Below are 13,169 nucleotides of genomic sequence, written 5' to 3'. Positions count from 1 at the left end.
AATGAACGCCGTGCATCCCCTCCCCGACCCTTGGACAAGAGCCCCGGTCCTGCGCGCGCATCTGGAGCCAATATGGTCCTATTTGAACGAAGACGCCGTTTCCGAGATTGCGATCAACAGGCCAGGTGAATTGTTCATCGAACGCCTCGGCGCAAAGGAAATGGAGCAAATCGTCAAGCGCGAGGTCACGCCTGGCTGGATTAGGAATATCTCGACGGGCGTCGCCTCGGCGACAAATCAGGTCATCAACGAAGAAAAGCCGGTCCTGTCGGCCGCCCTACCCTCAGGTGAGCGCATCCAATGCATCCTGCCGCCCGCGGCTCCTGAAGGCGGGGCGATCTCGATCCGCAAGCAGGTCATCATGGATATGAGCCTTGCTGCCTACAAGGATCTCGGCGCATTCGAAAACACGACGATGGGCAGCGGCCTAGCGCTTTCAACCGAAGAAAAGCAACTTGTCGAGATGTTGCACGACACGTCGCCAATGGAGTTCCTGCAGTACGCAGTGCGCAACCGCGTCTCGATCGTCGTTTCAGGCGGGACGTCGACCGGCAAGACGACGTTTCTAAATGCGCTCTTGAAGGAAATCCCGGCGCATGAACGGATCATCACGATCGAAGACACCCGCGAACTGAGGTTGCCGGCTCCCAACAACGTCACACTGATTGCCTCGAAGGGTGACCAGGGCCTTGCCAAAGTCTCCGCGCAACAGCTGCTCGAGGCCTCGCTTCGCATGCGACCCGACCGCCTGCTGTTGGGCGAGTTGCGCGGCGCTGAAACCTTCGCGTTCCTCCAGGCGATCAACACCGGCCATCCTGGTTCCCTCACCACCGTTCATGCCAATTCCGCCCGGTCCGCCTACGACCGGCTGGCGCTGATGGTCATGCAGGGCAGTACGGGCCTCTCACGGAGTGAAATCCTCGATTACCTGCGCGAGGTCATTCCAGTGGTCGTCCAGATGGTCCGCACCGAAGGCGGCCGGCGCGGCATCAGCGAGATCAAGTTCACCAAGGCGGAGACGATCTAGCGAGGCCCCACCCATGCAGAAAATCGCAACAGCAATTTTCATGGTGCTCATGGCGATGGCCATGGGCGCCCTGCTTTTCACGGTCGCCTATGCCGCGACTGATTGGTACCGGGCTGGCTCCCACGTCCTGTTCGACCAGCTGAACGCCAATCCCTTGCCGGTTGTTCGTCTGGCCTGGGCTGACGTGACTGCGAGAAATTTTGACCGGGTGCAATACGCCATTGCGGCGGGATTTTTTGGGTTTCTCTTGCCACTGGTCAGCTTGTTTCTCATGCGTCCGAGAAGGCGCAATGACTCTCGCTTCATGACTATGAGCGACATATCGAAAACCGGCCTGACGAAAGTGGGCGGCGTCTTCATCGGTCGGGCCGGCGGCAGGCTTGCCGAAATTTTGACGCCCAGCCGCGATCAGCGCTCCGGCAGGATCCGCTTGACGCAGCGGAAGCTTATCGGCGGCAAGAAATTGTGGATTGATGGCGATGATGTCGGCGGCTTCGTCATAGGCCCGCCGCGCTCCGGTAAGGGCACGTCGCTCATCATCCCGAACTCCTTGACCTGGCCGCATTCCCTCGTGGTTCTCGACCTGCGGGGCGAGACCTATGCGGCAACTGCCGGCTACCGTTCAACCATGAGCCGTGTGGTGCGTTTCGCGCCGGCTGATCCGGACGGCAATACCGCACGCTACAATCCGATGGACTTCATCTCGCTGGATTCGGCGCAGCGCGACATCGACCTTCGCAATATCGCAGCGGCGCTGTTTCCGCGCCCCCCGTCCAACGCAGATCCATATTGGGTCAACGATGCCCGCCTCCTTTTTACCGGCATAGCGTCCTTCGTCATGGAATCGCCTGCGATCCCAAACGAGAAGAAGACCTTCTCCACAATACTCGAGGTCATGAACGGCGCCGAGCAGCCGCTCCTCGAATTCATCGGCTCGCTGCGCGAGGAACGCCGCCGCGAATGCTCGCATTTCACCCTGCAAACCCTGCTGCCATATTTCGAAATGTCTGAGCGGCAGTTTTCCGGAATCTACGCCGGCGTCCGAACCGGCATGGCCCCCTTTCTCAACGAGCGCCTGATGGGAGCTACCTCGCGCAGCACGTTCGATATTCGCAATCTGAAGCGCGACCGGATCTCTCTTTATCTCGACGTGCGGCGCGAGCAGATCACCTCTCTTGGACCGTTGTTCAACGTCCTGATTACGCAGATGATGAACTTCATGTCGGAAACTATGCCGGGTCCGGACGAGCATCCGGTGCTTGTGCTGCTCGACGAGTTCCAGAACCTCGGCAAGCTTGAGAATGTGACCGAGATGGCGAGCGTGCTCGGCGGCAACGGCGTTTCCATGTGGTTTTTCGTGCAGTCGCTCAAGGCCGTAGACGAGATCTATCGCCAGGAGGGGCGCAAGACGCTCATCAACGCTGCTCGAGTGCAGATCTTTTTCGGGGCGCAGGACGCTGACGATCTGCGCTACGTTTCCGAGCAGCTAGGCGAGACGTCGGACGTGCAAAAGGACGTGACGCGCACCAAGGCAACGTTGTTCGACACTTATTACACGCGCTCGGAGCACCACAAGGAAGTGCGGCGGCCCCTGATGCGGCCAGATGAAATCCGTACGCTCGACAAGAATAAGGTCATCATATTGCCGCGTGGGGAACTGCCGATCCTCGGCATGCGCAATTTCTATTTCGCCGACGGCCGGCTCGCCAAACGCGCGTTCATGCACCTGCCCGCCTCTACCGACGTTTCGCGCACGAAAAATCCTGCATCGGACGCTTCCGCGGAGGTTCCCTCTCCTGCGCTCCCGACGATTGTGCCGACAGCACCCGCGTACCGCTCAGGCCTCTTACAGACCCGCCTGCGGCGCGGCGCGACATTTGCCGCAAAAGCGGGCCGTATAGCTCCGCCGCCGGGCCGGCGCGTAGTCACAAAAGAACGGCAGAAAGCAACCAACTCTGCAACCGTGCCGGCTTACGCGGCCATAGACTTTTCCGCTTTGGCAGCCAAGGCGGAGACTACACGCCTAGCGCCCGACAAAGAAGCGGCGGTTGCCGCGATTCTGAACAAGGTGCGGTCTCTGCGCGCCAACGCATCCGATATCGAAGCTTTCGATAGGAATTTGAGCGTCGTCGAAGATACTTTGCCTGAGATAGTCGATGGGTAGCCTAGCATTCCGATGCGGCGGCCGAGTTGCTCCACCCGGGCGATGATTCGGTCGCGGTCGCGAAAATCGCGCTTCCTTGTGTCATTGGGGTTCCTCCCTTGGTCAGAAACAACAGCGGCGAACGCGCGGCATGGTCCTTAGCAACTAACGAACGCCACGCCGTCCCGTAGACCTGGAACATTATGTCTGTCTGCCGATTGCGTAATAGGAGGTTCACATACCCGAGCCCGGAGGCGACTGCGGCGCGCAACACACCGAGGAGACCTCTCGCCTCACGCTTGGCTAAGGAGTCTGGTGTGAAAGATGAGAGTATCCTGGAAGACGGCTCACTCGATTATCCGGATAACGTTTTGGAGCAGTTCGATTTCGTCGTCACGAGCGTGCACAGCCGCTTCAAGCCCTAGAAGGAACAGACGGAGCGTATCATCGAGGCGATCGGACATCCTCGAACGACAATCATCGGGCACCTGACCGGTCGCCAGCTGTTGCGCCGGCCCGGTTATGATCGAAGCGGTCTATCCGCATTCACCCCAGAGCTTCCCGACGACGGTCGCGCCATCGCCGACACCGGCCGCAAATCGAAATCCCCGTAGCCGTCGCCTGTGACCCGCGGGTTCCTTCCTCGGGGACTTTCGTACGCCTGCCGGCGCCCGAAACTCTTCACGGGAGCGGTCCGTCCGGTTCCGTCCAAAGGCGACGAATAACGGCCGTATCGCTCCCCGCCCTCGTGACGGTCAGATAGCAGCGCTGCCCCCGGAAACGGCCACGTGATATGGCGGCTGCCAGATCAATTGCGGGTGGCAGCCGTTCGCACCGATACGCCCTAGTCCATTCTAGAAACCGGGATCAAGGCGTTTCCATCCCGGAAGATTTCGACCAGGTGCACGTTCTTGAGCCCATCCCAATATCGCGGATTTATGTGCTCGAAGACGATCATCTGGAACTCTTTTCCCATCTCGTTTGCCGTAGTGATGAACTGGTCCAAAAGCTCCAGTGCCAACTTGACCTTCGCGACATCGCTCTCGTCGACATCCTTCTCGCCGTCACTGTCCTTCTTATCATCCTCGCCCCAGTAAGGCCTGGAGAACTGATCAATAATCAAGAACGGCGCCACATGAACGCCGCCGTTCTGCATAATCAGTTCATGCAAGCCAAGGAACAGAAACAGGTGAAGGAACATATGATTGGAACTGCTGCCGACGTTCTCGGTCGATGCTGTTTTGGGTTTGCGCAGATGAAGCTTCTTCTCCGTGTAATTGAAGGCGGAGCGATAGTCGCCATAGTTCCCGAGAGCCGCCTTTGTTAGAGAAATATAATCTTGAATTGCTTCATCAAGAGCACTGGTGAAGAGTTCCTGCCGGTCGTTGACAGGCGTCACAGCCAGGCCTTCGATTTCAGCTTCCAGGTTTGCGATCAAGTCGCTGTTGTCCGGAGCCTTGTCTGACTCTGAATCGCCGTAAAGCTCGAGCTTGGCCTTGATTTCGCCGATGAACATGTACTTATCTTTGTCGGTCTCGAAGCTTTCCATCTCGGTGGGAAGGGCACGAAGGTCTTTTTCGAGATTCTGACGCTGAGATTCCAATGCCTTGATAATCTCAGAGATGTTGCTGTCCAAAGGCGTGTTGCCAGCGGTAGCGCCTTTAATCTGCTGTAAACCGTCGGAAAGGTTTTTGAGGATATCGCCGAATACGGATGTTCGAACGGTCTCCTCGTAGTTCCTCATCAGATATTCGACGGGCTGGAGGCTATCCGCCGTCTCCTTGAGCGTCACCTTATGATTTCCATACTCCGAAGCGAATTTGTGAAGACCCCTGATTTTACGAGAAACCCGGTATAACTGAGATGAAATCTCCTCATATTGCGCGGATACATGCAGATCGGAGCCACTTTCCCGCTCGGTGACCATTCGCTTCAATGCGGTGACTGAAGCATCAGCGTCTGTGTTATCCGTGATTAGTCCATACCCCTTAGCTCGAGCGACGGTTTCGGCCAGCTGCGCATTAAACTGATCGCGCTTCTCCTGGGTTTTCGCCGACAGCTTTTGCAGGCGGGCGAGGTTTCGCTCCAACTCGGCCAACTTGTCACGCTTGAGTATGTTTTCGACCGTGTCGATCCCCACAGCGATATCGAATATGCGTGGCAGCGCCTCCCGATAGCGAGACTCGCTTTGCTTGTCGAAAAACTGATCGCTGTGAGTGATTATGTCTTGCGATATTGTGTTGAAGAGAAGGAAATATCGCAGCGACACGCGAGAGCCGGCCTGCAGCATTCTCCCACCGAAAGGAATTTTGACGTCTTGGTCGATGCCGAAATCAGCGCTCAACTGCTTCTTCAAGACGTTCTCGCTAACGTTCGGGCTCGGCGCGGATTCTGGCACCTCCCCTAGCGACGAAAAGAAATATTCAGGCGACGGGCTTGTCCCCATAGGCGCTCGTCGCGCCAGCGTGTAGACTTTATCGTTCACGTGAATACGAAGTCCGTACCAGAGGACATTTTCGTTGATAATGCTCTCAGAAATTCGATGCTTGCTTGCGAACATGCAGTAATCGATGATGTCGAGGATGGCTGTCTTCCCGGTATGGCTTTCGCCGGTGATCACATTCACCTTGTTAGGCAGAAAGCTCACAGACCTTTTCTGCCCGCTACGGAGCCACAGGTGCAGGCTTTGAATGTAGAATTTCACAGAACAATCCTCGCATTGAGGTAGAACACTTCGGCATTGCCCGATACCAGGGCAGCTATGTTGGCTGACGCACGCCTAACACGTTCGGCGCGCTTGCCCATCGAGGCGTCGAATGGCAAGTCAGATGCAATGACCGCACCGTCATCCTTCAATTGGACGACGCCAATTTCATGCAAAAATTGGAGAGAATTGATGGTCGGACCAAGTGACGCCAGATATCTCTCATTGAAATTGTAGAAGAATTCGATGTTGTCAATTAGATAGTTCTCAAAGCTTATGAAGCGGAAGCTGCCATGGGCGAGAGTCTTCAACATCTGGCGATGCGCAACAACCGGCAAAATCAACGAAATTTTGGGGACCGTTAAAAATCTCGCTTCTTTCAGGACTGATGAGATCGCGAACGCGTTGATCCCCAGGTTGTTGTAATATGAGCTGAACTTCACTTGTAGCGGTCTTTCCAGTTACGCAGCCAACCAATCACCGGCCGATCAGAGAGATCGTAGAACCCGCCATTGCTCATGGCTATCGGAAGCTCCTGAGAAGCAAGCGTCAGCTTTTTCTGCCGCAGATCTGCGACAATCGCGCGGGCAGATTCGCTCTCGTCACCGACTGACGGCTGACCCGAGTAGGCTTGGAGGAACTTGCCTTCCCAAATGACGCAGGCCTCGTCCTCCAAGTCGTCGATATCGGATTGAGTGATATCTCCGTCCTGGATCAGTCGCTCCATGTTGTCGCGAAAGTGCAGCCGCCTGGTGGTGAACTTCGTATGAAAATCAATGCTATCCTCCGAGACGTCATTGATATCCACCAGTTGCTTGATGAACGTCTGGTGGAGGAGATTGTCCGGCAAAACAGAAGGAAATTTCCTGAAAAGCAGACCGCTGCTCCGAGCTTTGTCGAAATGCCTTCGGTATCTGATGGTGAAATCGTCAAAGCTGATCGTGATCTTGTTCCCTGCCTTGACAGTAGCGAAGCAGTTCTGCCTCACCTCGGAGTCGACCGCATGAAACACGTCATCGATCCGCGACGCGTCAATCTGCTTTTCAGCGATTGATTTCTTGCATTCTTCGATGACCTGGTCTCGACCCAACGCAAACTGCAAATGGTAGAAAAATCCCTGCGAAACAGCGGGATCAAGTTTGAGCACATCGTCGATGTAGCCCTGTATCGTCGCGTCTTTGCTCTGCGCCTTTATCGATGTGATGTCTGCGATCAGTTCAGCGTGGGTCTTGGTGCCAGCCCTAAAAGAGACGCTTGACACCAACACGGTGTTTTTGTCGCTGTCAGACTTGTTGGAGGCGAGCAAGAACGAGGTCTTCTCGATGAAGGCGAGCTGAGCGGGGACGGATATCCGCCCCTCCGCAGGGTCGATGATCACCTTGCACCAGTTCGATAGCGACTTCCACAGGTCACTGTCCATGGTCGTAAGATTGATGGGGAGGTCTTGCGCGTTCCGCTGTACGGTGTGCTTCAACTGGATCAGCAAATGGCTGCCATCAGGACGTTCAACGTGGACATCATCGAGAACCTCAAGGCCTACGACTTGCCCGCTCTTCAATTTTAGCAACTCATCGAGAAAGTAATAATACTGATAGTCGAAACCGATTGATTTATCTTCCGCACTAGTCGTATCGACACGCGACCTCGCGCTCATGGGCTACCTACAGATTTCGCAAAAACAGACATCAAGTGTTTATCCCGACACCCAGCAGTTGCAAATCGCTATTGCAATTTATCAACAGTGCGAATTGAGCTATCGATCCAACCGATTCAGTCGCCGACTTCGCCTTCTCCGCTATTGAGGGGGAAGGTGTCTCCTTCGGTAAAGGCGGCGAGCATGTCCGGGTTCAGCGGGGGCCCGACTGTCGAAGGTGACCGGTAAGAGGCGCATTACTGCCATACAGCCTGATCATTCTGTGACGAATGCGTCGTTTTGATAGACCGCCGCGCGAGGACGCAAGGTTGGCCCTTGCTCAGCGCTCGTAATCGTTATCGTTCGAGCGCTGCGTCTTGCGGTCCTGCTCTTCCGCCTGATGCGCCTTCTGCTTTTTGGCATCCTTCTGCTTGGCTCTCATCTCCGGCTCAGTGCCGGTGCGCGGCTGCTCCGGGTGGCGGGGTTCGTCCCGAGTTGGAAGGTCTCGCTCTCGCGCCTCGCGCTCGGGGATCGGCTCGCCACCGCCACCACCACGACGCTGTTGCTGCCGCTCGAATTGCAGCCGCGCGAGACGGTCGTGCATCTTGTCGTTGACCTCTTCACGATACTGTTCGAACTGTCCTTGATGCGCCGGCGGCAGCGTCTCGCGCATGTTGTCGAGAGCCTGATTGACGCGAGCCATCTGACGCCGCATTTCCAAGGGGGTTTGCCCCATGTTCAAATCTCCTATCAGTGCATTCAATTCTCTCATACCGGGATGGGACAGGAAAGACTTCTCCCCCGATTGATCAGCTCCGCGACCCGCGGCAGACCCTAGCTGCCCCTCCCCTGTCCGATCGCGATGGAACTTCCGAAAATTATTGCCGATCGACTCCGCTGCCGTGAGAGCCTGACCGACCACGCCCGCGGTCCGCATCGTCGTCACAGTCTTTTGCCATGCGGCAGCGATTGCATCGCCGTTAACGACAAGGGATTGCCCATCCAAACGGCGTTGCCGCTTGGCCTCCACTCGCTCGATCGTCCTGGCGCTGACCTGGTAGCGCGGATCGCTCTGGGCGCGGCGATAGGCTCCGGCGTGCTCCTTGGTGAATGGCCGTGTCATCGCATGATCCATGCGCCGCGTCGCTACCATCGCAATGCCGTTCTCGCGTGCTTTTTCCGCAAAAGTCTCGCGCCAGGCGACCAGATCTGGCTTGTAAAATTTCAGGCGCTCACCGTCGGCTGACCGTGCTTGCACCATGGCATGGATATGGACGTGCTTGGTGTCCTTGTGATGCGCCAGGACGAACTTGTATCCTGGCGCTCGCTCCTCGAGCACGGCGCGCGCCGCGGTCATGACGGCGTTGGCATCGGTGCCGGCCTTTGCCGAGAAAAGCAGGTGATAAGCATTGCGGCGTTCACGTGCCGAAAACTGCGGGCGCCATTGTTCATAGACCGAAGCCGCCGCCTTGGTAGGGTTCTTTGCCCGAGGCACAGGCTCGCCATTTGCAAACCGCACTTGGCTGTGGGTGCGAATGAACTTCTGCAGGAAATATTTCGCTTTGGGTTCACGGCTCACGGCCGCCGTTACTTCTGCCTTGGCTACCACCCCCGCCGCGCCCATGGCTTCAGATAAGCGCGCCTCGATCTTGTCGAGAGCCTTGCTGCGCGAATTCTCCCGACCACCGGCAAGGACTCTCGCAAGCGGTCCGGCCCGCTCATCGGTGTGCGCGTATACCTCCACCGCCTGACCATACTGTGCATAGATGAACGGTTTTGCGCCGAAGGCCTTGTTCAACGCCTCGCTCAAGGCGGCATCGGTGACCTCGCCGGCGAGCTCGAAACGAACCTCGATAAAATTGGTATTTTCCAGGGGTGGTTCGAACGTCTCGCAAAACCTTTCCAGGAACGCCTTTCGTGCGCCGCCTGTCGCAAGGACCTGTCCATCCTCGTCAAAAATCTCGATGTCGTGCTTCTCGCCTTTTTCGTCCTCGGCTTCCCAATGTAATTGAGCAGCCGAGCGGCGGCTTCCTTGGTCGATGGCGGATTGGGCATGACCTTGAACACCGCAGGCTGCGCGCCCGCCGCATAGCCTGCCCGTGCCGCCACGGCCCCCGCCTGATAGCCCGCCCTCGCCGCTCGGCCTGTACCGCTCGGGCGACCAGCACCACGGCCGCCCCCACCGCCGTGCCGCTTCCAGTCTTCCTCCTCCTCTTCCGGCCGAAAACCGGCGAGCGTGGCGCCATAGACCATGATGGGCACGCCAGTGGCCTCGGGTGAGCTCGCAGCCTTCGGAGGCTTGCTGGAGACGGAGCTCACCGCCAGGCTTGCCCCTCCCGGCGAAGAACGAGGGGCGTTGCTACCGCCACCTACAGTCGAGCCGGCTTGTGCTTGCCCGAGGCGTCCGCCGCGACCGGCCCGCTCATAATTCTTCATCGCCTGGAATTCGCTGGCCGCGCGCCGGGCGCCCGTCGCGGACTTGTCGTCGTCCAGCTCCTCACGCTTCACGCCGGCCTCGGCCCGCAGATAGCGTTCGATTTCGGCCGCGTAGCCAGCAAGACGACCGCTCATGGTCTGGCCTCCCTCGCCTTGCGGGATCCGCCAGTCATCGCCTTCAGTTCGTCGCGGAACTGCCGCACGAGGTCGCCCACGGCGATCAACGCCTGTTCAAGATCCTCATCAGGGGCAACTCGGCCGTCGTTCATGGCGCGCACGGCCTGATTGAAATTAACGCCGACACGCCGCAGCTGATCGGTCATGTCCTCGATCGCCGGCCGCAAAGCCTCTGATGCGATAGGCAGATGCCCGGCTTCAGCCCGCACCAGACGCCGGACGATCTCGCTGACAGTTGCGTCGTCGCGCTCCGCAAAGGCTTTGAGGCCGGCCAGCTCGCTAGCCGAAAAGCGGATGTGCGTCACCTCGCCGTAGCGTCGTGATGCGCTCTTCACCGCTGTTTTCTGGGCGTCTGCATCCATCTTTCAAGCCCGCTTGCGGGCGCTAAGGCCCGCCAGGGCCGCGCCGCCTATTTTGTGTGTATCACAAAATAGGCTATCCTGCCAAAGATAAAACTCATCATTGCAAAAATATTTAGGTGGTCTCCTCGACGAATCCAGCTTTCATTCCGCAATAACCTAGACATGTTAGCAAGGAAACGCGTTTCCTCGGGGACATTTTGCATTTTCAACTTGTCGATAGGTCAACTTTGCAACATGTTTCTGCGCCAACATGTTGCCTTGCTGCGGAATCATCATGCTAACATGGAGACAAATCGCAACGAGCAGGGAACGTGCGATCGGGATCGCGGCGTCCCCGTGTGCTAGGTAGGGCGGATAAGCTAAGGCATGCGACCTAGGCCGACGGGCACAGCTGATTTGCGCCGGGCCGAGCCTCTGCTCGGCCCGGCCTGCGGGGCCCTGAGCGTTCACTGCAAGCCTCACCCCCGCGGATGCCGCGGGGGCGGGCCGACCTATTCGTTGGGTAGCTTGTGCTTATGGGCCTTGATGTAGTCCTGCACCGCCTGGCGCAGCAACTCGGTCATGCTGTGGCCATTGCTGACCGCGAGCAGCTTGAATTGGCGCTGTTCGCCGGCCGTAAGGTAATAGCCGCAGCGCACCATTTCCTCTTCGCGGATCTTCCTGCCGGCTACCGGATCCTTCTTCTGGCCCTGCCGCAGCATTTTACGGAAGTCCGGCCGAGGTGACGTCGGCGCTGCTTCAGCCTCCGATGCCGCCGCGGATGCGGCGGCAAGCTGCTGAGGGGCGGGATCGGATTTCGGAGCGATGAACATGCTCGGGAGAGTAGGCGGCTCAGTGGAGATCGCTCGCATCATGCGTGCCTTCTTATCGTCTTGCGTCTGCGGGGTGCTTTTTTCGGTCATGAGGCCTGCCTCATTGCTTCGGTGAAGGTTTTGAGGACATCGTCGAAGACCCCTTCACTTTCGGCAATCGCCTTCGCGTCAGGCTGATCTGGGCTATAGAGTGTCTGGCCGCTTTGCAGGTCCCGATAGGCAACACGGTTTTGCAGCGCATGTTCTGCGATCGGCGTGCCGTTCGCCTGAATGATCGCGCGCAGTTCGCTTAATGCTCTCGCCTTCGCATCAATGATGGTCTGCTTTGTCAGGACAAACACCGCTGGTAGAGGTCGCCGGCGTGTTTCGACCGCGAGCGGAATGTAGTGATCGGTGATCTGGATTGCGGCGGTCACGTCGTCAAGCGCGAAGAAGATCGGCACCACGACGATATCGGCGGCGAATAGCCCGGCCATGAGATTGTCGTTCGTGGTGCCTTCGGTGTCGATCAGCACCACGCTACGGTCCCCATTGTGCAGCTCCGCCGCCTCCAGGATCTCGTGCGGCGTCGTGGCGCTGACGAGCTGGAGTGTCTCGGGACGATTGCCGGCCTCCTTCAGCATCTGGGCCCACCGGCTCATGTTCTGGCGAACGTCGCCGTCGATGAGTGTCACCGCGTAGCCGCGATCAAGAGCGACCGATGCGAGCGCGCGCAGCAAGGTCGATTTGCCAGTGCCACCTTTGGCGATAGCGGCAGATATGATCATAGCTCGAGGGACCTTCTATGAACCGCTTTTATGCCAACCGCCTGCCCGGCGATTGTCATAGCTGAACCCAAAGTGTAGTGTCAATTTATGAGCGATCAACCGGACAGGACAGCCGTGTTTAGGGCAGCATTAGCCGAGATCTCGACGCGAGGCGGCTGCGAGGCCGCGCTCGATGCGGCAGCCGCCACGTTGGCGCATTACAGCGCCTCGCCTCCGTCGGCATGATGCGCCTGCGCGATCTGATCTTGATGGTGGCGAACAGTGAGGCGTGTGGAACGGATGATAAGGGCAATATTGGTGGCCGTCGCGGCGGCGGCAAGCGTCGGCGCCGCCGCTCTAGGTGATCAGTCCAAGAGGGCCGGCAGCAATCCGATGTGGCCTGCGGGGCTGCGATGGGATTGCGCGACGGCGGCAAAAATTGTGTGTGAGCGCAACGGCTCGTGCAAGGTCGCTAAAGGGGATGCTCCATTCCTGCTCAACTACGACAACAACAATATCGAGTTTGCGAGCGGCAATGTCCGCATCAAGCGGCATTATCAGCAAACGGTCCAGGCAAGTCCTCTGCAAAGCGAGGTCAAGGTGGAGCTTGCCGACAATCGCGTCATCTGGCTGACGGCGGTGGACGCCAGTCACACCTATTCCGATGCCTGGGTCGGCGCGCTGACGGAATTGAAGGGCGGCGCCGTCCTTTTGGAATCCCAAGGCGTCTATTGCACTCCGCACAAGTGAGCGCCGCGAACCGGCACCGCGCCAGGCGCGGACCGCTTGTGTAGAGCCGGAACCGCCAGCGACCCGCCATCTCCGGCCTCCGCCGTCCCTAAGGCGCTATTGAGGGCGCGCTCCGGCTCCGCCTCTTTGGGCATGGGAATTGCGGCGACACAAAAGAAGGTGCTTCGACGGACCGGATGGCAGGTCAGATAGGCCTGTGTGATCAGCGGGCGATCACTGCGGGAGGGGTTTCGAGGGGGGTGCTGGTGGACCGCGGAACTGAGCAAAACCAGACATTCGCTAGCAGACAATTATTGCAGTTGCACCGCTTACCAGCCATCAGGTCCCTGGAGAACGCAACCACGCCATCACCTTCGTCTTTCCAGGCAGTGCGCAGCTT

The 13,169-nt window shown here is 58.2% G+C and carries 11 protein-coding genes; 3 read left to right on the top strand and 8 right to left on the bottom strand.

Annotation, left to right across the window (positions count from 1 at the left end):
* Position 1 precedes the first annotated feature (1 nt).
* The gene (gene virB11 / locus CK222_RS23655) at positions 2-1,027 is read left to right on the top strand and encodes a P-type DNA transfer ATPase VirB11 (RefSeq protein ID WP_095802064.1); all 1,026 of its coding nucleotides are present in this window, start codon (positions 2-4) and stop codon (positions 1,025-1,027) included.
* A gap of 13 nt (positions 1,028-1,040) precedes the next feature.
* Complete coding sequence (locus tag CK222_RS23650; protein ID WP_095802063.1) at positions 1,041-3,191, top strand: type IV secretory system conjugative DNA transfer family protein; 2,151 nt, start codon at positions 1,041-1,043, stop codon at positions 3,189-3,191.
* A gap of 823 nt (positions 3,192-4,014) precedes the next feature.
* Here CK222_RS23650 and CK222_RS23640 read toward each other — a convergent pair.
* From CK222_RS23640 to CK222_RS23605, 8 genes are all read right to left on the bottom strand, one after another.
* The gene (locus tag CK222_RS23640; RefSeq protein ID WP_095802062.1) at positions 4,015-5,874 is read right to left on the bottom strand and encodes a DUF3732 domain-containing protein; all 1,860 of its coding nucleotides are present in this window, start codon (positions 5,872-5,874) and stop codon (positions 4,015-4,017) included.
* Positions 5,871-6,317, bottom strand: coding sequence for a three component ABC system middle component (locus CK222_RS23635; protein ID WP_095802061.1), 447 nt, complete (start codon positions 6,315-6,317; stop codon positions 5,871-5,873). Before CK222_RS23635 ends, CK222_RS23640 begins: the two co-directional genes overlap by 4 nt.
* A complete protein-coding gene (locus tag CK222_RS23630; protein ID WP_095802060.1) occupies positions 6,314-7,528 on the bottom strand; it encodes a hypothetical protein in 1,215 nt (404 codons plus the stop codon). The genes CK222_RS23635 and CK222_RS23630 overlap by 4 nt, the downstream gene beginning before the upstream one ends.
* 319 nt (positions 7,529-7,847) lie before the next feature.
* Entirely contained in the window at positions 7,848-9,317 is a 1,470-nt protein-coding gene (locus CK222_RS23625) for a relaxase/mobilization nuclease domain-containing protein (RefSeq protein ID WP_095802059.1), read from the bottom strand.
* Positions 9,314-10,078 carry a hypothetical protein gene (locus CK222_RS23620; RefSeq protein ID WP_095802058.1) on the bottom strand — a complete coding sequence of 255 codons (765 nt, stop codon included), beginning with the start codon at positions 10,076-10,078 and terminating at the stop codon, positions 9,314-9,316. The genes CK222_RS23625 and CK222_RS23620 overlap by 4 nt, the downstream gene beginning before the upstream one ends.
* A complete protein-coding gene (locus CK222_RS23615; RefSeq protein ID WP_095802057.1) occupies positions 10,075-10,482 on the bottom strand; it encodes a hypothetical protein in 408 nt (135 codons plus the stop codon). The genes CK222_RS23620 and CK222_RS23615 overlap by 4 nt, the downstream gene beginning before the upstream one ends.
* 491 nt (positions 10,483-10,973) lie before the next feature.
* A complete protein-coding gene (locus CK222_RS23610; protein ID WP_141247115.1) occupies positions 10,974-11,384 on the bottom strand; it encodes a hypothetical protein in 411 nt (136 codons plus the stop codon).
* Complete coding sequence (locus tag CK222_RS23605) at positions 11,381-12,061, bottom strand: ParA family protein (protein ID WP_095802055.1); 681 nt, start codon at positions 12,059-12,061, stop codon at positions 11,381-11,383. The genes CK222_RS23610 and CK222_RS23605 overlap by 4 nt, the downstream gene beginning before the upstream one ends.
* A 297-nt stretch (positions 12,062-12,358) precedes the next feature.
* Here CK222_RS23605 and CK222_RS23600 point away from each other — a divergent pair, with 297 nt between their 5' ends.
* Entirely contained in the window at positions 12,359-12,790 is a 432-nt protein-coding gene (locus tag CK222_RS23600; protein ID WP_245433207.1) for a hypothetical protein, read from the top strand.
* Positions 12,791-13,169 lie beyond the last annotated feature (379 nt).

This window comes from Mesorhizobium sp. WSM3866, from assembly GCF_002294795.1.
Taxonomy (GTDB): domain Bacteria; phylum Pseudomonadota; class Alphaproteobacteria; order Rhizobiales; family Rhizobiaceae; genus Mesorhizobium.
The sequence above is the reverse complement of the archived record's forward strand: the minus strand, read 5'-3'. Positions and strand labels throughout refer to the sequence as shown.